The sequence below is a fragment of the Microbacterium sp. H1-D42 genome (assembly GCF_022637555.1).
Classification (GTDB): domain Bacteria; phylum Actinomycetota; class Actinomycetes; order Actinomycetales; family Microbacteriaceae; genus Microbacterium.
Genome location: NZ_CP093342.1, coordinates 1,653,162 through 1,672,884, shown reverse-complemented (window position 1 = coordinate 1,672,884; position 19,723 = coordinate 1,653,162). Strand labels below are relative to the sequence as shown.

The 19,723-nt window shown below is 67.4% G+C and carries 17 protein-coding genes and 1 tRNA gene; 11 read left to right on the top strand and 7 right to left on the bottom strand.

Annotated elements, in window-relative coordinates:
- Window positions 1-53 precede the first annotated feature (53 nt).
- Together MNR00_RS07970 and MNR00_RS07965 are read right to left on the bottom strand one after the other, a co-directional pair.
- Window positions 54-1,127 (bottom strand): DUF998 domain-containing protein, encoded by a 1,074-nt coding sequence (locus MNR00_RS07970; protein WP_241928613.1) that lies wholly within the window; start codon window positions 1,125-1,127, stop codon window positions 54-56.
- Between the two features lie 68 nt (window positions 1,128-1,195).
- Complete coding sequence (locus tag MNR00_RS07965; RefSeq protein WP_241928612.1) at window positions 1,196-1,825, bottom strand: hypothetical protein; 630 nt, start codon at window positions 1,823-1,825, stop codon at window positions 1,196-1,198.
- A gap of 103 nt (window positions 1,826-1,928) precedes the next feature.
- Between MNR00_RS07965 and MNR00_RS07960 the strand changes: the two genes are divergently transcribed.
- Both MNR00_RS07960 and MNR00_RS07955 read left to right on the top strand, forming a co-directional pair.
- Window positions 1,929-2,762, top strand: a complete 834-nt coding sequence (locus MNR00_RS07960; RefSeq protein WP_241928611.1) for a mechanosensitive ion channel domain-containing protein — start codon at window positions 1,929-1,931, stop codon at window positions 2,760-2,762.
- Window positions 2,759-3,958 carry an AI-2E family transporter gene (locus MNR00_RS07955; RefSeq protein ID WP_347271936.1) on the top strand — a complete coding sequence of 400 codons (1,200 nt, stop codon included), beginning with the start codon at window positions 2,759-2,761 and terminating at the stop codon, window positions 3,956-3,958. The genes MNR00_RS07960 and MNR00_RS07955 overlap by 4 nt, the downstream gene beginning before the upstream one ends.
- Here the strand turns inward: MNR00_RS07955 and MNR00_RS07950 are convergent.
- A tRNA-Val gene (locus MNR00_RS07950) sits at window positions 3,918-3,990 on the bottom strand. The genes MNR00_RS07955 and MNR00_RS07950 overlap by 41 nt on opposite strands.
- 153 nt (window positions 3,991-4,143) lie before the next feature.
- On the opposite strand from MNR00_RS07950, the gene aceE reads away from it, so the two are divergent.
- The 6 genes from aceE (at window position 4,144) to MNR00_RS07920 (ending at window position 11,758) form a co-directional block, all read left to right on the top strand.
- Entirely contained in the window at window positions 4,144-6,870 is a 2,727-nt protein-coding gene (gene aceE / locus MNR00_RS07945) for a pyruvate dehydrogenase (acetyl-transferring), homodimeric type (RefSeq protein ID WP_241928610.1), read from the top strand.
- A 28-nt stretch (window positions 6,871-6,898) separates the two neighbouring features.
- Window positions 6,899-8,089, top strand: a complete 1,191-nt coding sequence (locus MNR00_RS07940) for a PucR family transcriptional regulator (protein ID WP_241928609.1) — start codon at window positions 6,899-6,901, stop codon at window positions 8,087-8,089.
- Window positions 8,090-8,213: 124 nt separating this feature from the next.
- Entirely contained in the window at window positions 8,214-9,134 is a 921-nt protein-coding gene (locus MNR00_RS07935) for an ACP S-malonyltransferase (RefSeq protein ID WP_241928608.1), read from the top strand.
- A complete protein-coding gene (locus MNR00_RS07930) occupies window positions 9,134-10,132 on the top strand; it encodes a beta-ketoacyl-ACP synthase III (RefSeq protein ID WP_241928607.1) in 999 nt (332 codons plus the stop codon). The genes MNR00_RS07935 and MNR00_RS07930 overlap by 1 nt, the downstream gene beginning before the upstream one ends.
- Window positions 10,133-10,197: 65 nt before the next feature.
- Window positions 10,198-10,446: an acyl carrier protein gene (locus MNR00_RS07925; RefSeq protein WP_087130211.1), complete on the top strand. Its 249-nt coding sequence runs from the start codon at window positions 10,198-10,200 to the stop codon at window positions 10,444-10,446.
- Window positions 10,447-10,522: 76 nt separating this feature from the next.
- Window positions 10,523-11,758 (top strand): beta-ketoacyl-[acyl-carrier-protein] synthase family protein, encoded by a 1,236-nt coding sequence (locus tag MNR00_RS07920; protein ID WP_241928606.1) that lies wholly within the window; start codon window positions 10,523-10,525, stop codon window positions 11,756-11,758.
- A gap of 161 nt (window positions 11,759-11,919) precedes the next feature.
- On the opposite strand, the gene MNR00_RS07915 is transcribed toward MNR00_RS07920, so the two are convergent.
- The 3 genes from MNR00_RS07915 to MNR00_RS07905 form a co-directional block, all read right to left on the bottom strand.
- Window positions 11,920-12,423 (bottom strand): DUF3145 domain-containing protein, encoded by a 504-nt coding sequence (locus MNR00_RS07915; protein WP_241928605.1) that lies wholly within the window; start codon window positions 12,421-12,423, stop codon window positions 11,920-11,922.
- Window positions 12,424-12,568: 145 nt separating this feature from the next.
- On the bottom strand, window positions 12,569-13,612 hold the full coding sequence (locus MNR00_RS07910) for an NAD(P)-dependent alcohol dehydrogenase (RefSeq protein ID WP_241928604.1): 1,044 nt from the start codon (window positions 13,610-13,612) through the stop codon (window positions 12,569-12,571).
- A gap of 168 nt (window positions 13,613-13,780) precedes the next feature.
- A complete protein-coding gene (locus MNR00_RS07905; protein ID WP_347271935.1) occupies window positions 13,781-14,554 on the bottom strand; it encodes a hypothetical protein in 774 nt (257 codons plus the stop codon).
- A 173-nt stretch (window positions 14,555-14,727) separates the two neighbouring features.
- Between MNR00_RS07905 and MNR00_RS07900 the strand changes: the two genes are divergently transcribed.
- Together MNR00_RS07900 and MNR00_RS07895 are read left to right on the top strand one after the other, a co-directional pair.
- Window positions 14,728-16,725 (top strand): DUF262 domain-containing protein, encoded by a 1,998-nt coding sequence (locus tag MNR00_RS07900; RefSeq protein WP_241928602.1) that lies wholly within the window; start codon window positions 14,728-14,730, stop codon window positions 16,723-16,725.
- Window positions 16,725-17,972, top strand: a complete 1,248-nt coding sequence (locus tag MNR00_RS07895) for an alpha/beta fold hydrolase (RefSeq protein WP_241928601.1) — start codon at window positions 16,725-16,727, stop codon at window positions 17,970-17,972. The genes MNR00_RS07900 and MNR00_RS07895 overlap by 1 nt, the downstream gene beginning before the upstream one ends.
- Window positions 17,973-18,006: 34 nt before the next feature.
- Here the strand turns inward: MNR00_RS07895 and MNR00_RS07890 are convergent, their stop codons facing one another.
- A complete protein-coding gene (locus MNR00_RS07890; RefSeq protein ID WP_241928600.1) occupies window positions 18,007-19,005 on the bottom strand; it encodes a YihY/virulence factor BrkB family protein in 999 nt (332 codons plus the stop codon).
- 55 nt (window positions 19,006-19,060) lie between these two features.
- On the opposite strand from MNR00_RS07890, the gene MNR00_RS07885 reads away from it, so the two are divergent.
- The gene (locus MNR00_RS07885; RefSeq protein ID WP_241928599.1) at window positions 19,061-19,723 is read left to right on the top strand and encodes a Type 1 glutamine amidotransferase-like domain-containing protein; all 663 of its coding nucleotides are present in this window, start codon (window positions 19,061-19,063) and stop codon (window positions 19,721-19,723) included.

Genomic DNA, 19,723 nt, shown 5'->3' with positions numbered 1-19,723 from the left:
AACCGGATGCTGTGCCCAGGCAATGACACGCACGGTGACGATGTGACCCCGCTTCACTCCGGGTCGACCGCGGCGACATCCTGGGTGAGCGCATCGACGGTGCGGATGAACAGGATGATCCAGGTGAAGACCAATGTACCTGCGATGAGCTCCACGGCGGTCAGCGTGTAGTACTGCACTGCGAAGAGGATGCTCAGCACGACGATGACGGCGACGAAGAGGTACCCGAGCAGCAGGAAGGTGCGCGAGAGCCCTGGCAGCCACCAGCGCAGCGCGATCACCAGCACTCCGAAGGCGACGGCCATGCCGGACGCGACACCGGTGTGCAGCGCGAAGTGCTGGTCGACCGGGAACAGTCCGACCATGCCGAGGAAGATGCCGACGATGATCAGGCAGGTGCGCACCGCGACGACGCCGCGCGGATGCACACCGGGGATCGCCTTGGTCGCGTAGCGGGCGAGTGTCGTCACGAGGATGCCCGCCACGATCAGCGTCAGGTTGAAGGTTCGCGCCGAGAGGTCATCGGTCATGCCGAGCGCACTCAGGTTGTCCTTCCACCAGGATGGGTCGCTGGCTGTGAGCATGCTCGCCAGCACGCCGACGATGAGGAAGGTCGCGAGCACGATGGCCAGCAGCTGCAGGTCGAGGTGCGTCGCCGAGGCGTAGACGACGTACGCAGTCAGGGCCGCGGCAGCGCCAGAGAGGAGGAGCACAGGGATCGGGAACACCTCTGCACCGATCAGCCCCGCCTCGAGGATCACCGCCATCAGCGTCCAGCCCAGCAGCGCGATCACGGCATGCGCGAAGGCGAACGCGGCGATGTCGATGATGTCCAGCACGCCCAGCGGGCGCTCGCGATGCGGATCGGCGGCGACGATGCGCCCCAGTACGAATACGACGGCGGCCGTCACGGCCGCCGCGATGGCCGCGTACTGGCCGACGGAGTCCGGGCCCGAGATCGGCCCGGGTCGGAACCCGAACACCGGCACGGCCACGAGCGCGACCAGGATGAAGGCGAAAATCGAGATCTGCAGCCCTATTGCCTCGCGGGCGCGCTCACGGGTGCCCTCATTCGCGCTCGAGCGGGCGGCGGTGAGCAGGTCTGATCGCGCAGTACTGGACGGCATGCCCACATTCTGGACATCGTCTGGTCCGCGCACGACGATGCATCATCTCTTTCGGGCGAGGTGAGGTGTCAGATCTTGATCGGAAAAGTCGACACGAATGCGACGCCGACGATGCCCAGAAGCAGGCCGAGAATGAGGAACGTCCACCGTCGCCACTCGACCTTCTGGGACTGCGACAGCGCCGCGAAGAACAGCACCAGAGCGAACAGGACCGTCATCAGCGAGTAGTTGTCACCACGCTGGTTGAAAGCCAGGGCGTCGCTGAACTTGGCGTCAGCCCGTGCGCTCAGCTCCTTGGCCTCGACGGCGCCGGGCAGTACGTACTCCTTCATCGCCGCGGGCCCGAGCGCATCACGATCACTCTTGCGCCAGGCGTCGAACGCGACTGTGAACTGCGGAGAGAACCGCTCCTCTATGAAGCGCATCAGACTCGCATCGCCGCTGTGCTCGGCCAGCACCCATTGCGTGTAGATCGTCAGATCGTACTGCCGCGCCGCCTGCGCCTCCGACGCGGCGGCGGCAGCCTGCACGCGGGCGGACGAGGCCTGGCTGAAGGCGATCGACATCTCGCCGCCCCACTTCGAGGCCTCGAACCCGCACCATGCCGTCAGCACGGCGGTGATCGACAGCACGACCACGGTCGTGACATCGAGTATCCGCCCGAAGCGCCGTCGGCGCGAGACAGGGAAATCGTCCATGCCGACATTGTCGACGCGGTCGGTGGTTCGCACACCCGACCGATCACCCGGGGCGGGTGACTCCCTCCGCAGCGGGCGTGCGGCACCGCGCAAGCTGGGAGACATGGACTTGAGCGCACTGTTTCCAACAGGTCTGACGGCCTCGCAGATCGTGTTCGCGATCCTCGCGGTGATCATCGGTTGGATCGCATCGCGGCTGGTGCGCAGCGGCATCCTCAAGCTGGCCAAGCGCACGCCGGGGATCTCCGATTCCGTCGTGCAGCTCGCCGCCCGGTTCGCGCAGTACCTGATCCTGCTCGGCGGCATCGGTGTGGCGCTCGCCTTCCTCGGCGCGAACGTGCAGCCGCTGCTGGCGATGACCCTCATCGCCGTCCTGATCCTGGTTCTCGTGATGCGCGGAGTGGCAGACAACTTCGCCGCCGGGGTTCTCATCCAGTCGCGCCAGTCGGTCAAGCTCGGCGAGCAGATCACCGTGGAGGGCTTGGATGGCGTCATCACCGGGGTGGTGCACGAACTCAATGGTCGCTCCGCGATCATCCTCACCACCGACGGCAGGACGGTGCACGTCCCGCACGCCATGCTGATGTCAGGGTTGCTCGTCAACGACTCCCGACACGGCGCGCGGCGCAGCGACCTGCGTCTGCGGATCAAGAGACGAGACGGCATCGCCCTCGACGACGTCATCGAGCGCGTGGTGCAGGCGGTGCTGACAGCAGAGGGTGTGCACACCCGTGAGCAGCCGAATGTGCTGCTGACCGGCGTCTCCGAACTACGTTGGATGCTGACGGTGCAGTTCTGGCATCACCCGCTGCACGGCGCAGGCATCACCTCTGATGTCGTGCGCGGCGTCGCCGATGCACTGGCAGAGGGAGATCTGGTGAGCGTCGTCACCAGCGAGGCGGTCGCTCCCCCGCTCGTCACTCCGGATGCCGTGTGACTGGGCGTTACTCTGACGGGGTGACCACCACGTCGAACACCTCGCCGCTGCCCGCGACCGCCCCTGCGCTGAGGGTGCTGCTCACTCTTGCCGCGGCGACGGTGACGCTCCTGGGCGTGCATCTCGCGCAGGACCTGCTCACGCCGCTGGCGCTGGCCCTGGTGATCGTGATCATCTGCGAGCCGATCCGCCGGCCCCTGGAGCGCCGTGGCTGGCCGCGGTGGACGGCATCGACTGCGGTGATCGTGCTCTCGTACCTGATCCTCGCAGCGATGGGCGTGCTGCTCTGGATCGCAGGTGCACAGTTCGTCAAGCTGATCGAGAGTTTCGCCAGTGCCGGTCTGCCACAGCCCCTGACGGACCTGATGGCCTGGCTGCAGTCGGCCGGACTCGACGAGGGCGCAGCAGACGCCGCCGCCTCGCTGCTCGATCCGAAGACGCTGCTGAGCATCGCGGGCAGCGTGTGGAGCACGATGCTCGGTGTGGCCACAGCGCTGTTCTTCGTCTGCGCGTACGTGATCATGATGGCCGTCGACGGCGCCAGATACCGTGACGCCCCTCGCCTGTTCGGAGCCGTGAAAGGCGCGACGATGAGTCGCATCTCGAACCTCACCTCCGGCACCCGTCGCTATTACGTCGTCAACGCGTCGTTCGGTGCGATCGTGGCGATCATCGATGGACTTGCCTTGTGGTGGCTCGGGGTGCCTGCGCCCGTGGTGTGGGCCGTGCTCGCCTTCGTGACGAACTTCATCCCGAACATCGGCTTCATCGTCGGCCTCGTCCCGCCCGCGATCCTCGCGTTCCTGGTGGGCGGCTGGCCGCTGATGCTCGGGGTCGTGGCGATCTACTGCGTCGTGAACGTGACGCTGCAGGTGCTCATCCAGCCCAAGTTCGTCAGCGACGCCGTCGGTCTCAGTCTGACCATCACGTTCTTCTCGGTCGTCTTCTGGACGTTCATCATCGGTCCGCTCGGCGCGATCCTGTCGATCCCGCTCACGCTGTTCACTCGGATGCTGCTGTTCGAAGCCGACCCGCAGTCGACCTGGCTGCGATGGCTGTCCGGCGACCGCGATGCGGTGCCCGAGCAGGAGGACAGCCCCGATGGCGGGCCGGAATCCGCCTCGGAATCGACGCAGACGGATCCGGATGATGGAGTGGGCCCTGCCGGGATCGAACCGACGACATCCACGGTGTAAACGTGGCGCTCTACCAGCTGAGCTAAAGGCCCTCAGCCGCCCATTCTAACGGGCCGCGAGTGCGTCATCAGACCCGCGAACGGATATAGGGTGAAGACAGCGCGCGTTGTGCCGAGCCGACAAGGCTGCCCGCGTCGCTTCCCGTTTCCTTGGCACGACCTGCCAGATCGACGAAAGGCTCCACGGTGACCGTCCACGATCAGGATCCATACTCTCAGGCCCCACTGGACAGCGACCCGGAGGAGACCGGCGAGTGGCAGCAGTCACTCGATGAGCTGGTGGATGCCAAGGGCCACGGCCGCGGCCGCGAGATCATGCTCAGCCTGCTCAAGCGCTCGAAGGAGCTGCACCTCGGCGTGCCGATGGTTCCGACCACGGACTACATCAACACCATCGCGCCCGAGAATGAGCCCGAGTTCCCCGGCGATGAAGACCTCGAGCGCCGTTACCGCAGCTGGATCCGCTGGAACGCGGCGGTCACCGTGCACCGCGCCCAGCGCCCCGGCATCGGCGTCGGCGGTCACATCTCGACCTACGCGTCGTCCGCCTCGCTGTACGAAGTCGGCTTCAACCACTTCTTCCGCGGCGCGGATGCCGAAGGCGGCGGCGACCAGATCTTCGTCCAGGGCCACGCCTCCCCCGGCATCTACGCCCGCTCGTTCCTCGAGGGACGTCTGAGCGAAGAGCAGATGGACGGCTTCCGTCAGGAGAAGTCGCGTGCGCCGCACGCCCTGCCCTCGTACCCGCACCCGCGTCTGATGCCGGAGTACTGGCAGTTCCCGACCGTGTCGATGGGCCTCGGCCCGATCAACGCGATCTACCAGGCGATGTCGAACCGCTACCTCGAGAACCGCGGCATCAAGGACACCTCCGCCTCGCACGTGTGGGCTTTCCTCGGCGACGGCGAGATGGATGAGATCGAGAGCCGCGGGCAGCTGCAGGTCGCCGCCAATGAGGGTCTCGACAACCTCACTTTCGTGATCAACTGCAACCTACAGCGTCTGGATGGCCCTGTCCGCGGCAACGGCAAGATCATCCAGGAACTGGAGTCCTTCTTCCGCGGTGCCGGCTGGAACGTCATCAAGGTCGTCTGGGGTCGTGAGTGGGATGACCTGCTCGCCCAGGACAGTGAGGGCGCGCTGCTGAACATCATGAACTCCACGCCCGACGGCGACTACCAGACCTACAAGGCCGAGTCCGGCGCATACGTGCGCGAGCACTTCTTCGGCAAGGACGAGCGCGCCGCTGCCCTGGTCAAGGACCTCAGCGACGACGACATCTGGCAGCTGCGCCGCGGCGGTCACGACTACCGCAAGGTCTTCGCCGCCTACAAGGCCGCGCTCGCGCACAAGGGCCAGCCCACCGTCATCCTCGCGAAGACCGTCAAGGGCTACGGCCTCGGACCGCACTTCGAGGGCCGCAACGCGACCCACCAGATGAAGAAGATGACGCTGGACAACCTGAAGACGTTCCGCGACACCATGCACATCCCGGTGACGGATGCGCAGCTCGAGGAGAACCCGTACCTGCCGCCGTACTACAACCCCGGTGCGCAGGACGAGACGATCCAGTACATGCTCGAGCGCCGCAAGAACCTGGGCGGCTTCCTGCCGGAGCGCCGCACCACGCACGTGCCGATCTCGCTCCCTGGGGATGCCGCGTACGCGCTTCCCAAGAAGGGCTCAGGCACGCAGGAGATCGCCACGACCATGGCGTTCGTCCGACTGCTCAAGGACCTGCTGCGGTCGAAGGACTTCGGCCACCGCATCGTGCCGATCATCCCCGATGAGGCACGCACCTTCGGCATCGACGCGTACTTCCCGACCGCGAAGATCTACAACCCGAACGGCCAGCAGTACACCTCGGTCGACCGGGAGCTGCTGCTCGCGTACAAGGAGAGCCCGCAGGGGCAGATCGTGCACGTCGGCATCAACGAGGCCGGTGCTGTGGCTGCGTTCACGGCCGCCGGCACGTCGTACGCGACGCACGGCGAGCCGCTGATCCCGATCTACATCTTCTACTCGATGTTCGGGTTCCAGCGCACCGGAGACGCCCAGTGGGCAGCCGGCGACCAGATGGCGCGCGGCTTCATCATCGGCGCCACCGCCGGGCGCACCACGCTCGCAGGTGAAGGCCTGCAGCACGCCGACGGACACTCGCTGCTGCTGGCATCCACCAACCCCGCGACCGTGTCGTACGACCCGGCCTACGGGTATGAGATCGCGCACATCGTCCGCTCCGGTCTCGACCGCATGTACGGCGGCAACCACCCCGACCCGAACGTCATGTACTACATGACCGTCTACAACGAGCCGCTCGTGCAGCCGGCCGAGCCGGAGGATGTCGACGTGGACGGCATCGTCCACGGCATCCACCGCATCGCCGCAGGCGAAGGCGACGGACCCCGCACCCAGCTGTTCGCGTCCGGTGTCGGCGTGCCGTGGGCTCTGGAGGCGCAGCAGCTGCTCAAGCAGGACTGGGGCGTCGTGGCAGACGTGTGGTCGGTCACATCGTGGGGCGAGCTGCGCCGCGACGGCCTGGCCGCTGATGAGCACAACTTCCTGCACCCGGACGAGGCGCCGCGCACCGCGTACCTCACGCAGAAGCTGCAGGGTGCCGAGGGCCCGGTGATCGCGGTCAGCGACTTCATGCACGCAGTGCAGGACCAGATCCGCCAGTGGGTGCCGAACCGCTACTACACGCTGGGTGCCGACGACTTCGGCTTCTCGGACACCCGCGCCGCCGCACGTCGCTTCTTCAAGATCGACGGCCCGTCGATGGTGGTGCGTGCACTGCAGGCACTCGCCGACGAGGGCAAGGTCGACCGCGCGCTCGTCGGACAGGCCATCGCGAAGTACCGCCTGCACGAAGTGAACGCGGGAACCAGCGGGAACGCAGGCGGCGAGAGCTGAGCCAGTGACCGGATCCTCGAAGTCGGCCATGGACAAGGCCGCCACGCTCGCCTGGCTGCGAAAGATCTCGGGCGACATCGCCACGATCACCATCAAGCGACTCGAGGACACTCTTCCCTGGTACGCCGACATGCCACCAGCCCGCCGCTCTGCGGTCGGGCTGGTGGCCCAGGCCGGCATCACCTCTTTCATCCAGTGGTACGAGGATCCGACGTCGACGCCGTGGATCGCGGCCGACATCTTCGCCTCGGCACCGCGCGAACTCCTGCGCAGCGTCAGCCTGCAGCAGACGCTGCAGCTGATCCGCGTCACCGTCGAGGTGACGGAGGAGCGCGTCGCAGGGCGCGGCGAGGACCTGCGCGAGGCGATCCTGCTGTATTCAAGGGACGTCGCGTTCGCATCGGCCGACGTGTACGCCCGCGCCGCTGAGGCGCGCGGACTGTGGGATGCCAGGCTCGAGGCCCTCGTGGTCGACTCCATCCTCACGGGTGAGGCCGACGAGGAGCTGCCCAGTCGGATCGCCGCCCTCGGATGGCACGGTCACGGCGAGGTGAGCGTGATCGTCGGCACGACTCCCCCGCAGTTCGATGTGGACCTGGTGCGCCGTACGGCCCGCCGCCTCGCTGTCGATGTGCTCATCGGCGTGCAGGGCTCCCGCCTCGTGCTCGTCATCGGCCGGGCCCGAGTGCCTGGCAAGGAAGTGATCGAGGACGAACTGCCGTTCAGCGAGATCGCACAGCGCCTGGAGCCGTCGTTCGGCCCCGGCTACGTCGTGCTCGGTCCGCCTGTCGAAGCGCTGGTGGACGCCGGACAGAGTGCGCGTGCCGCACTCGCCGGCTTCGCCGTCGCCAGGGCCTGGCGCGGCGCACCCCGACCTGTCGAGGCGGACGACCTGCTGCCAGAGCGCGCCCTTGCCGGCGACAGCCTTGCGAAGCAGACCCTCATCGAGCGGATCTTTCGCCCGCTGCAGGCGCACTCGCCCGACCTGGTCACCACGCTGTGGAGCTATCTCGACAACGGGCGCTCCCTCGAAGCCACCGCCCGTGAGCTGTTCGTGCACCCGAACACCGTGCGCTACCGGCTGAAGCGGGTCACCGAGGTGATCGGCTGGGATGCCACCGGCCCGCGTGAGGCGCTGATCCTGCAGACTGCGCTGATCCTCGGCTCGATCGGCGCAGTCGACTCCGCCCGACGGCGGCCGGCTCCGCGACGCCGCTGATCAGCTCCGCGACCCTCCCGCGTCGGCTCACGGTGTGGAGCACTGTGCGCCACGCACAATGGATTCCTTCATTCTTGTGATGGTTCATCCACCGCTTCTGCCGATTCGTTGGCAGACTGGACAGGTGATCGTCGCCGCCTGCCCTGGACAGGGCTCACAGACCCCCGGATTCCTCGCACCCTGGCTCGAGCTCGAGGGAGTCGCCGAGCAGGTCGCCGCGTACTCGGAGGCCGCCGAGGTCGATCTCGTCAAGCACGGCACCCAGTCCGATGCCGACACGATCCGCGACACCCGCATCGCGCAGCCGCTGATCGTGGCCGCGTCGCTGATCGCGATGGCGCACCTCGTGCAGCGCGCCGGGCGCAGCGCGGATGGCGTGGCCGGCCACTCGGTCGGCGAGCTCGCGGCGCTGAGCAGCGCCGGCGTCATCAGCTCTGAGGACGCGATGCAGCTGGTCGGCATCCGCGGTCGGGCGATGGCGGATGCTGCCGCACAGACTCCCACCGGCATGAGCGCCGTGCTCGGCGGCGACGCCGATGAGGTGCTCGCGCTGCTGGCAGAGCTCGACCTCACTCCAGCCAACTACAACGTCGCCGGGCAGATCGTCGCCGCCGGCACGCTGGAGAACCTGGCCAGGCTCGCCGAGAGCTCGCCGCGCGGCGTGCGCGTGATGCCGCTGCAGGTGGCAGGCGCCTTCCACACCTCGTACATGGCTCCGGCTGTGGAGACCCTGCGCGCAGCGGTCGCCGAGGTCGAGCATCAGGATCCCACCCACACGCTGTGGTCGAACCGCGACGGCGCGGTCGTCACCGATGGGCAGGATGCCCTCGACCGCATCGTCACGCAGGTCTCGTCGCCGGTGCGCTGGGATCTGTGCATGTCATCGTTCACCGCCGCCGGCATCACCGGCTTCATCGAAGTGGCGCCGGCCGGTGCTCTGGTGGGCCTCGCCAAGCGCGGACTGCGCGGCGTGCCGAACGTCGCAGTGAAGACCCCCGAAGACCTCGATGCGGCCGCTGCGCTGCTGAACGGAGCAGCCGCATAATGGCCACGCTGAAGCAGGCAACCGGTCCCGCGTACACCCGCATCTACTCCGTGGGCGCCGCCCGGGGAGAGAACGCCGTGCCGAACGAGGACCTCGTCGGCCCGATCGATTCCAGTGACGAGTGGATCCGCCAGCGCACGGGGATCATCACCCGCGCCCGTGCGGTGCCGGAGACCACGGTGATCGAGCTCTCCACCGACGCTGCGGCCGAAGCCGTGCAGCGCTCCGGGGTCGACCCGGCTGAGATCGATCTGGTCATCGTCGCGACGATCAGCAACCCCAAGCAGACCCCCTCGGTTGCGGCCATCGTCGCGGACCGCATCGGCGCCAACCCGGCCGCTGCATACGACATGAACGCCGCGTGCGCCGGATACGCCTACGCCGTCGCGCAGGCTGATGCGCTCATCCGCGCAGGTGCGGCCCGCCACGCAGTGGTCGTCGGCGCAGAGAAGCTCTCCGACGTCGTCGATCCCACCGATCGCAGCATCTCGTTCCTGCTCGGCGATGGCGCGGGCGCCGTCGTGGTCGGTCCGAGCGAGACACCGGGCATCTCCGCCACCGTGTGGGGCTCCGACGGCTCGAAGGCCGACCTGGTCGGGATGAACCACACGCTCGTCGACTTCCGCGACGGCAAGGCGCCATGGCCGACCCTGCGCCAGGAGGGTCCGCGCGTGTTCCGCTGGGCCGTCTGGGACATGGCGAAGGTCGCACGCGAAGCGCTCGAGAAGGCCGGCATCGAGGCATCCGATCTCGCCGCCTTCATCCCGCACCAGGCGAACATGCGCATCATCGAGGAGTTTGCCAAGCAGCTGAAGCTCCCCGAGACGACCGTCATCGCCCGCGACATCGAGACCACAGGCAACACGTCGGCCGCCTCGATCCCGCTCGCCACCCACCGCCTGCTCGAAGAGCACCCCGAGCTCAGTGGTGGTCTGGCGCTGCAGATCGGCTTCGGGGCGGGGCTCGTCTTCGGCGCGCAGGTGGTGGTGCTCCCCTGAACGGGGGCGCCTTTTCCCTAGACTGTTCACCGGTTCCGTAACCATTCCGAGAAAGAGGAAACAACATGGCTCTCACCAACGACGAGGTCCTCGCAGGCCTTGCTGAGCTGGTCACCGACGAGACCGGCATCGACGCATCCGAGGTCGCGATGGAGAAGTCGTTCACCGACGACCTCGACATCGACTCGATCTCGATGATGACGATCGTCGTCAACGCCGAGGAGAAGTTCGGCGTGACGATCCCCGACGACGAGGTCAAGAACCTCAAGACCGTCGCCGACGCCGTCAACTTCATCGTCGCCGGCCAGGAGTGACCCCCGTGGATGCCACCCCCGCACCGACGGGGCGTGGCATCCTCCTTCCCTGCCCTCTCCCCCTGAAGGACCATTCATGACCAAGCGCATCGTCGTCACCGGCATCGGCGCCACGTCCGCCCTGGGCGGCACAGCCCCCGAGAACTGGGCGAACCTGCTCGCCGGCCAGTCCGGTACGCGCACGCTGACGCACGAGTGGATCGAGAAGTATCAGATCCCCGTGCACTTCGCTGCCGAGGCCTCTGTCCGTCCCGAGGAGGTGCTGCCCCGTCACGAGGCGAAGCGGCTCGACCCTTCGACCCAGTTCGCCCTCATCGCGGCTCGCGAGGCCTGGGAGGACGCCGGGGCACCCGACATCGCGCCCGAGCGTCTCGGCATCGACTGGGCGACCGGCATCGGCGGCGTGTGGACGCTGCTGGATGCCTGGGACACCCTGCGCGAGAAGGGCCCGCGCCGCGTCATGCCGCTGACGGTGCCGATGCTCATGCCGAACGCGGGAGCGGGCAACCTCTCGCTGCAGTTCAATGCGAAGGCCTTCGCACGCACCGTGGTCAGCGCCTGCGCCTCGAGCACCGAGTCCATCGCCAACGCCTACGAGCATCTGCAGGACGGCCTGGCCGATATGGTCATCGCCGGTGGCGCTGAATCCGCCATCCACCCCATCACGATGGCGTCATTCGCCTCGGCCCAGGCGCTCTCGCGCCGCAACGACGACCCGGCGACGGCATCACGCCCCGGGGCGATCGACCGCGACGGCTTCGTCATGGGCGAGGGCGGTGCTGCCCTCGTGCTCGAGACCGAGGAGCACGCCAAGACCCGCGGCGCGAAGATCTACGCCTACCTCGTGGGCGGCGGCGTCACCGCCGATTCGTACCACATCACCGGCAACGACCCCGAGGGCACCGGCGCTGCACGCGCCGTCGAACTCGCTCTGGAGCAGGCCGGCGCCACAGCCGACGAGGTGTCGCACATCAATGCGCACGCCACGTCGACACCGGTGGGCGACCCCAACGAGTACGAGGCGCTGAAGCGCGTCTTCGGCGCCCGCATCGACAGCATCCCGGTCTCTGCCACCAAGGCATCCACCGGACACCTGCTGGGCGGCACCGGCGCACTCGAGGCGGTCTACACGGTGCTCGCGCTGCGCGACCGCGTGGCACCGCCGACCATCAACATGACCGAGCCCGACCCCGCCGTGCCGTTCAAGCTGTCGGGCGAGTCGCAGCCCCTCGGCGACGGCGACCTGCTGGCCATCAGCAACTCGTTCGGCTTCGGCGGCCACAACGCCGTCGTGGCCTTCCGCAGCGTCTGAGCCGTTCGTGCCCCTGGCATGACTGAAGCCCCCTGCTTCCCCGCAGGGGGCTTCGGTCGTGTTGCGGAGGATTCGCCTTCTCGGCCTCCAGGAGATGCTCACCGGCTTCCGGTACTCGCGCCTCCTCCGCACGTCTCGGTGGTCGACTCCCGACCGGCCCGCTACCCGACCTTGTGCAGCCAGACGACGCGTGCGTCGTCACCGGCGTGCCGGAACGGCTCGAGCTCTTCGTCCCAGGCCGAGCCGAGTGCGACATCGAGTTCGCGCTGCAGCTCGAGTGCGCTGCCGGCGGCGATCTCCATCGCATAGCGGATGCGATCCTCGCCGACGACGATGTTGCCTGCCGAGTCGGTCTGCGCATAGTGGATGCCGAGGTCGGGCGTGTGCAGCCAGCGGCCGCCTTCGGTGCCGGGCGTCGGATCCTCAGCGACCTCGAAGCGCAGATGCTCCCATCCGCGGATCGCCGTCGCCAGCGCGGCGCCGGTGCCGGCCGGTGCGTCCCAGGAGAACTCCGCGCGGCGTGTTCCCTGCTGCACAGGCTGGTCGCTCCAGTCGAAGTTGACGGCACGACCTATGGCGCGTCCTACCGCCCATTCCAGGTGCGGGCAGAGCGCGCGTGGAGCGGAGTGGATGTACACCACTCCGCGTGCGTATCCCGTCGCCATGATCTCTCCGTTTCATCAGGTACGTCTTCCCCTACGACCTGATCCGAAGATTCGGCGAACTATGCGGTTATACGGCGATTATCACCCAGATCCGGGGGAATCACAAGCGTGTGATTCCCCCGGACTCCCGTTCTCGGACGAGTGCTCAGCTGTGCGGCGTCACGACCGCACGACCGGAGAGCTTGCCGTCGTGCAGGTCGTGGTAGGCCTGAAGGGCATCGTCCATCGAGTACCGCACCACGCTCGGCGTGATCTGCCCGCTGCGATACAGCGCCGCCACCTCGTGCAGCTCCTCGATGGTGCCCCAGTACGTGTTGGTGAGCTCGGCCTCGTACGGGTTGGAGTAGAAGTCCCACTGCGTCGGCCCGCCGGCGACGCCGACGACCGTGATCCGGCCCTGGCGTCGCACCACCTGCTGTGCGGTCTTGATCGTCGGTGTGATGCCCACGAAGTCGAACACGGCGTCCACACCCTGCCCGCCCGTCAACTCGCGAATGCGCTCGACCTGATCGTCGCCGCCGGGCACCGTCAACGCTCCTGCCCGCTCGGCCTCGGCCATCGCCTCGGCCTTCATGTCCGTGGCGATCACGGTGGCTCCGGTGAGCGTCCGCAGGATCTGCACGGCGAGCTGGCCGAGGCCGCCGAGGCCGATGACCAGTGCGGTCTTGCCTCCGCCAGCCAGCTTCGGCAGTGCGAGCTTGATCGCGTGGTAGGGGGTGAGACCCGCATCTGAGAGCGGAGCCGCATCGACCGGATCGGCATCGCCCAAGGGGACCAGGTTGCGTGCCGGGACGGTCATGTACTCGGCCATGCCGCCGTCTCGGCCGAGGCCGGTCGCGAGATACGGCTGGGTCGCGGCATTGTGGCAGTAGGTGTCCTGCCCGCGGGAGCAGGCTGGACAGCGCCCACAGCCGATCGGACCGTAGACGAGGTACGCGTCGCCCTTCTCGAAGCCCGTCACACCCTCGCCGAGCTCCTCGATCCACCCGGCGTTCTCGTGTCCGAGGGTGTACGAGGGCGCGAGCTGCGCCCCCATGCTCTCGTCGAATTGCTCGAAGATCGCGACATCCGAGTGGCATGCGCCCGCTCCGGCGATCTTCAGCAGCACTTCGCCTGGGCCCGGCACTGGCCGCTCGACATCCTCGATCGTGGGGAAGGTCTTCCAGGCGGTGAATCGCACGGCTCTCATGAGCTCCTCCTCAGCGAGCAGCCTCGACGCGCGTGCACCGCGCTCCGAGCGAGGCTGTACTCACTTCGATCGTAGTGATCGCAACGCCCATCCGTGCGGTGAGCGCCGGGAAAAAGCGACGGCCCCGATCCGAGGATCGAGGCCGTCGCTGAACGGGGCGAGGGGGGCTCAGGCCTCGCTCATGGCGAGCTTCGCCTGCTGACCCTTCGCGGCGTAGTAGGCGTCGCGAGCAGCATCCTTGCGGGCCTGCTCGGCGTAGCCGGCTTCGAGCACGTCCTGAGCGACCTCGACCTGCTCGTGCTGGTCGGTGCCGTTGTACTTCGCGATGTAGGCGTCGAGCTCGGGGCCAGAGGTCCACGACGTGATCAGGCAGTAGCGCGGGTCGGTGCCGTTGTGGGTCGTGGCGTGCCACAGACGCTGCGTGTCGACGATCAGCTGCGCGCCGGCCGGCAGGGCGATGCGGTACTCGATACTCGGGTCGGTGCGGTTCTCACGAAGGACGAAGTAGCTGTCCTTGTCGTCGGTGAGGTTGAAGAATCCGCGAACGACCCAGCCGGTGCCGTCGGGGTTCAGACGGTTGTTGTCATCCTGGTGCAGGTTGTACAGGCACTCGCCGTAGGGCGTGGGCTGCAGCTCGATGACACGGCAGCGACCGACGTTTGCACCCGGCTCCTTCGCGCGCGCGGTCAGCGTCGGCGCGAGAGCGGTCTGCGAGTCGATCCAGACGCCGTCCTTGTCGGTGCGCGGCGGCTTGTGGTTCCAGAAGCCGTTGCACTCGATCTCACCCTTGGCGCTCGCCAGCGGCGAGAAGCGCGTGTCACCCGAGGACTTCCAGTCGACATACTCGATGTCGAGCCATTCCGCAGGGTCCATCTCTCCGCCGTAGCTGTCGAGAATGACGAAACCCTTGTCTTCGAGTGCCGCAGACTTGATGTATCCCATGATCTGAATCATGTCCTTTCGTAGCGGACCAGCACGTTTTAACAGGTCCTACTTAGGCAAGCCTACCTCCGACCCCTGAACACTCCCCAGAGCTCGACCGGATAAAAACAGCCCGCGACTAGACTCGTCCCGGCGGCTCACGTCTTCCCGCCGCACGGAGGAATCACGCAGTCATGGCAACGGCGACCAATGTCGAAGCGACCGCAACCGGCACCATCGAATGGCTCGCCGCCCCCACGACGAACATCGTCGTGCCGGTGTATCAGCGCCAGTACCGGTGGGATATCGGCGGATGCGAGAAGCTGCTCTCGGATGTGCGGGCCGTCGCCGGTGAGGACGACGCGCATCGGCACTTCATCGGCTCGATCCTCTCGGGCAGGGATGCCGAGGGCGGCGACCTGATCCTGATCGATGGCCAGCAGCGGATCACAACGGTCATGCTGCTGATCGCCGCTCTGCACCACGCCGTGCGCGAGAGCGATCCGGCGATGGCATCCGAGCTGGAGCGCGTGCTCGTGCGCGCCGACGACCCTGGCCGCACCAAGCTGCGCCCGCACCACGCCTGGGCCGACCTGTACGAGTCGGTTGTGCTCGACCGTCGGGACGACGCCGACCGCGAGTCGCGCTTCGACGACAACTACGCGTTCTTCCGCAGTCAGGTGCATGCCGACGAGGCCGCGGCCGTTTGGCGCGGGCTGCAGAAGCTCGAGCACGTCTCGATCACGCTGGGCGCTGCGGCCAACGCGCAGCAGATCTTCGAGAGCCTGAACTCCACGGGCCAGCCGCTGCGCGATCACGAGCTGATCCACAACTACATCCTGATGGGGCTCTCGCACGCCGAGCAGCTGCGCATCGAGGAGAAGTTCTGGTTGCCCATCGAACGCGCCACCGGCGAGGCCATCGGCGCGTTCTGGCGGCACTACCTGGTGATGATGCTCGGCCGCGAGATCGACGCCGCCGGCGAGCACGGCGTGTACGCCGCGTTCCGCGGCTCATTCCCGCGGCTCGACGTCGACAAACTGCGAGCTGACGCCGCCGTCTGGCGTGAATATGCCGAGATCTACGGAATCCTGTTGAATCCGCAGGGCGAGTCGGATGCTGAGATCCGGCGCCACCTCGAGCATCTGAACACCTTCGGACGCGCCACCTACCCACTCGTGATGAGCGCCTACGGCGACCACCGCCGCGGTGCGATCAGCCGGGCAGAGCTGATCGAGGTGATGGAGTGGGCGCAGGCGATGTTCCTGCGCCGTGCCGTGGTCGGGCTTCCCACCGACCGCCTCGTCGCCAGGCTGTGCCGCGCGCGTCAGGAGAGCCGCGAGGCGCTGATGCGAGCGGTGGCCCGCATCACGCCGTCCGATGAGCGGGTGAGCGCTGTGCTGAAGTACGGCGAGCTCCCCCACCCCGTGTACGTGCTCAGCCGCATCGAAGACGTCAGAGACGCCGACGCTTTCGACGTGGAGAGCATCGTCCCCGCTGTGCCCGCGGATTCCTGGAGTGGCGACGGTGTCAGGCTGTGGAAGGAGTACAGCGACGATGAGCAGAACAGCCACCGTGCGCTGGCCCCGACCCTCGGCAACCTCACCCTGCTGGAGCAGCGTCTCACCGAACGCGTCTTCGGGGCATCCTTCCCGGTCAAGCGCGATGACGCCTACGCCCGCAGCGCGGTGCCTGCCACACGCGATCTCGCCGACATCGCGGTGTGGAACACGGCCGCGATCGCGGCACGCACCGTACGGCTCACCGAGCAGTTCGTGCGCATCTGGGCTCGCCCTGCGCTGCCCGAGATCGATGACGATGGGCTCACGCCGGTGCTCGACGCCGTGCGCCGTCGCGGCTGGCCGGTCGGCTGGGACCGCGAGTTCGACTACTGCGAGTACCGCGGCGAGCACTGGGAGATCAAGGACGTCAGAGCCCTGTTCAACCGGATCTTCCGCCGCGCCTGGACGGATGACCGCGCGTCCGCTCTGGCGTACAGTGCGAAGCACGGTGGTCCGATCTACGAGGAGATGGCGTGGAAGGGGCACTGGGATGCCCTCGATGAGTCGCACTTCCTCTACATGGGCTGGGACTCGAACTACATGATGACGGCCCTGCAGGGCGTGCTGGAAGAGTCCGGCATCGCCGCCGAGGTGTTCGTCAAGTACTCCTACATAGGGAACGTGATGTGATGACCGCTGTTGTTCGCCGGATGCAGGACCTGACCGTGGTCGAGCACCGTCTGACGGTGCCGCTGGTGTGGTCGGATGCTGCCGATGACCGCACCATCGAGATCTTCGCCGCCGTGATCTCCCGCCGTGGCGGCGAGGATCTGCCCTATCTGGTCTTCTTGCAGGGCGGTCCTGGTCACGAGGCGCCACGCGCGTTCCACTCGCCGACCTCGCCGATGTGGTTGGACACGGCCCTGGAGCACTACCGCGTCGTCATGCTCGACCAGCGCGGCACCGGCCGCTCGACTCCCGTCAGCGACGATCTGCTGACCCTCGGCGCAGAGGCCGCAGCCGAGTACCTCACGCACCTGCGCGCGGACTCGATCGTGCGGGATGCCGAGGCCCTGCGCGTCGAGCTCGGCGCCCCGACATGGAATCTGCTCGGCCAGTCTTTCGGCGGGTTCACGACGCTCGCCTACCTGACGACCGATGCGTCGTCACTCGACCGCGTGTTCATCACCGGCGGTCTCAGCACCGTCGACCGTCACCCCGACGAGGTGTACGCGCTCTGCTATGACAAGATGCAGTCAGCATCCGAGCGCTACTATCGGCGCTTCCCAGAGCACCGCGAGCGGATGCGCGCGCTCGTCGAGATGGCTGAGGCAGGCGAGATCGTGCTGCCTGACGGCGAGGTCGTCTCGGTCTCGCGGCTGCGCTCCGCCGGCTCGGCACTTGGCACCAACGACGGATGGCAGACGCTGTGGTCGCTGCTGGAGCTGGATCCCCGCACGAATGCGTTCCGCTACGACCTGCAGGCGGCGATGCCCTACGACGGCCGCAACCCGCTGTACTTCGTTTTCCACGAGTCGAGCTATGCGTCTGGTCAGGCGACCCGCTGGTCGGCGGAGCGCATGACGCCGGCAGCCTTCGACGCGGACCCGACGCTGTTCACCGGCGAGCACATCCGCTCGGACTGGACCCAGACCGTGCCGGCGTTCCAACCGTGGCGGGAGGTGGCGATGATCCTCGCCGAGCACGAGTGGCCGAAGATCTACGATGCCGAGGCCATCGCCGCTTCCGGTGTCACCGGCGCCGCCGCGGTCTACCTGAACGACGCATACGTGCCGTACGAGTTCTCGATGGAGACCGCGCAGCTGTTGCCCGGCGTGCATCCGTGGGTCACCAACGAGCACGAGCACAACGGCCTGCGCGCGGGCCCAGTGCTGCAGCGGCTGTTCGATATCGCCGACAGTCGCTCGGTGCGCTGACGCGAACCGCAGATGGCCGACTGAGGCGGGTTCGTCAGCGGCGAGACCGCCTGAATCGGCGGGCCGCCCGCTCATCCGCGGCATCGTTGCGGGCGTTCCGCTCCACGCGCGACGTGTCTCGCAGCTCCACCTGCAGATCCCGTTCGGCGGGCATGCCGGCACGGAGTTCTCGGATGCGCTCGAGCTCGGCGTCGAACAGCGCGCCGAGCAGGAGTGCCATGTTCCCGATCCAGAGCCACACCAGGAAGATCATGATGCCTGCGAACGAGCCGTAGAGCCGGTCGTAGTCCGCGAAGTTGCGAACGTACGCCGCGAAGCCGACGGATGCCAGCGCGAACAGCGCCACGGCGATGATGGCGCCGACGCTGACCAGACGGAAGTGCGGGTGCGCGACGTTCGGGGCGAAGTAGTACAGCACCGCCACGACGAGGATGACGACGAACAGCAGCGCCGGCCAGCGGACGACGCGCCAGATCGTGAGTGCGACCTCGCCCGCGCCGACCGCGGCGCCGACCGATTGCGCCAGCGGCCTGCTGAGTGCGGCGATCACGACGGCGACCGCAGTCAGTGCGAAGACGGCGAGGGTGACGAGCAGGTGCACGGGCTTCGCCTTCCACAGCATCCGCCCCTCCGGTACGCCGTAGATGCGGTTGACGGCACGGCCGAGCCCGGTGACGTAACGCGCGACCGACCACAGTGCGATCGCCAGCGATGCCACGAGCACCCACCCGGCCCCGGCGGCCGCGGCGACCTGCTCGATCGCGCCACCCACACCCTCCAGCACGTCCGGTGGGAGCACATCCTTGGCGATGTCCAGTACTGCGCGCACCGCGTCCTTCTTCTCCCCCACGATGCCGATCAGCGAGAAGGCCGCAATCAGGGCGGGGATCAGCGCCAGCACGGTGTAGAACGTCAGACTCGCCGCCGCATCGGGCGACGAGGTTCGGAAGAAGCCGCGTGCCACGCGCCGCAGCACGAGCGCGCCCTGGTCGCGGTGCGTGGCTTCGGTGTTCGTCGGTGAGTCCGTCCCCATGGCTCCAGTCTGGCCCGGCTTGCGCTCCGGTCCGCTACGAACTAGGAATTCAGACATGAAGCTGCTGCTCACATCAGGTGGAGTGACGAATACCAGCATCCAGGAAGAACTGGAGCGAATGCTCGGCAAGCCCGTCGCCGACGCGAACGCACTGGTCGTGCCGACAGCACAATGGGGCCACCCGATGTGCGGGCCGCTCTCGGCCCGCGGCACGGTGGCCGGCATCCCGCCGTGGGGTGGGATGACCGCTCTGGGCTGGAAGTCGGTGGGGATGCTCGAACTGACGGCGCTGTCATCGATCGGCGCCGAGCGCTGGATCCCCTGGGTGCGGGACGCTGACGCGCTGTTGGTCGACGGCGGCGACGCCACCTACCTGTGCCACTGGATGCGGGAATCGGGGCTGGCCGGGCTGATCCCCGAGCTCGATGACACCGTGTGGGTCGGCGTGAGCGCCGGCAGCATGGTCATGACACCGCGCATCGGCGACGACTTCGTAAGGTGGCAGGGGGCGGTCGATGACACCGTGCTCGGTCTCGTCGACTTCTCGATCTTCCCGCACATCGGGGTGTTCCCCGACAACACCTTTCCCGAAGCAGAGCGGTGGGCACGTGAAATCGGCGGGCCCTGCTATGCCCTCGACGATCAGTCCGCCATCGCCGTCGAGGGGAAACGAGTCAACGTCATCTCTGAAGGCGAGTGGCGACGTCTCGACGACTGA

What these genes read in the sequence shown, in the direction of transcription:
- MNR00_RS07925 (WP_087130211.1), top strand. Translation starts at nt 10,198, where the DNA reads ATGGCTCTCACCAACGACGAGGTCCTCGCAGGCCTTGCTGAGCTGGTC.
- MNR00_RS07895 (WP_241928601.1), top strand. Translation starts at nt 16,725, where the DNA reads ATGACCGCTGTTGTTCGCCGGATGCAGGACCTGACCGTGGTCGAGCAC.
- MNR00_RS07965 (WP_241928612.1), bottom strand. Translation starts at nt 1,825, where the DNA reads ATGGACGATTTCCCTGTCTCGCGCCGACGGCGCTTCGGGCGGATACTC.
- MNR00_RS07970 (WP_241928613.1), bottom strand. Translation starts at nt 1,127, where the DNA reads ATGCCGTCCAGTACTGCGCGATCAGACCTGCTCACCGCCGCCCGCTCG.
- MNR00_RS07960 (WP_241928611.1), top strand. Translation starts at nt 1,929, where the DNA reads ATGGACTTGAGCGCACTGTTTCCAACAGGTCTGACGGCCTCGCAGATC.
- MNR00_RS07920 (WP_241928606.1), top strand. Translation starts at nt 10,523, where the DNA reads ATGACCAAGCGCATCGTCGTCACCGGCATCGGCGCCACGTCCGCCCTG.
- MNR00_RS07915 (WP_241928605.1), bottom strand. Translation starts at nt 12,423, where the DNA reads ATGGCGACGGGATACGCACGCGGAGTGGTGTACATCCACTCCGCTCCA.
- MNR00_RS07900 (WP_241928602.1), top strand. Translation starts at nt 14,728, where the DNA reads ATGGCAACGGCGACCAATGTCGAAGCGACCGCAACCGGCACCATCGAA.
- MNR00_RS07930 (WP_241928607.1), top strand. Translation starts at nt 9,134, where the DNA reads ATGGCCACGCTGAAGCAGGCAACCGGTCCCGCGTACACCCGCATCTAC.
- MNR00_RS07905 (WP_347271935.1), bottom strand. Translation starts at nt 14,554, where the DNA reads ATGGGATACATCAAGTCTGCGGCACTCGAAGACAAGGGTTTCGTCATT.
- MNR00_RS07940 (WP_241928609.1), top strand. Translation starts at nt 6,899, where the DNA reads ATGGACAAGGCCGCCACGCTCGCCTGGCTGCGAAAGATCTCGGGCGAC.
- MNR00_RS07885 (WP_241928599.1), top strand. Translation starts at nt 19,061, where the DNA reads ATGAAGCTGCTGCTCACATCAGGTGGAGTGACGAATACCAGCATCCAG.
- MNR00_RS07910 (WP_241928604.1), bottom strand. Translation starts at nt 13,612, where the DNA reads ATGAGAGCCGTGCGATTCACCGCCTGGAAGACCTTCCCCACGATCGAG.
- MNR00_RS07890 (WP_241928600.1), bottom strand. Translation starts at nt 19,005, where the DNA reads ATGGGGACGGACTCACCGACGAACACCGAAGCCACGCACCGCGACCAG.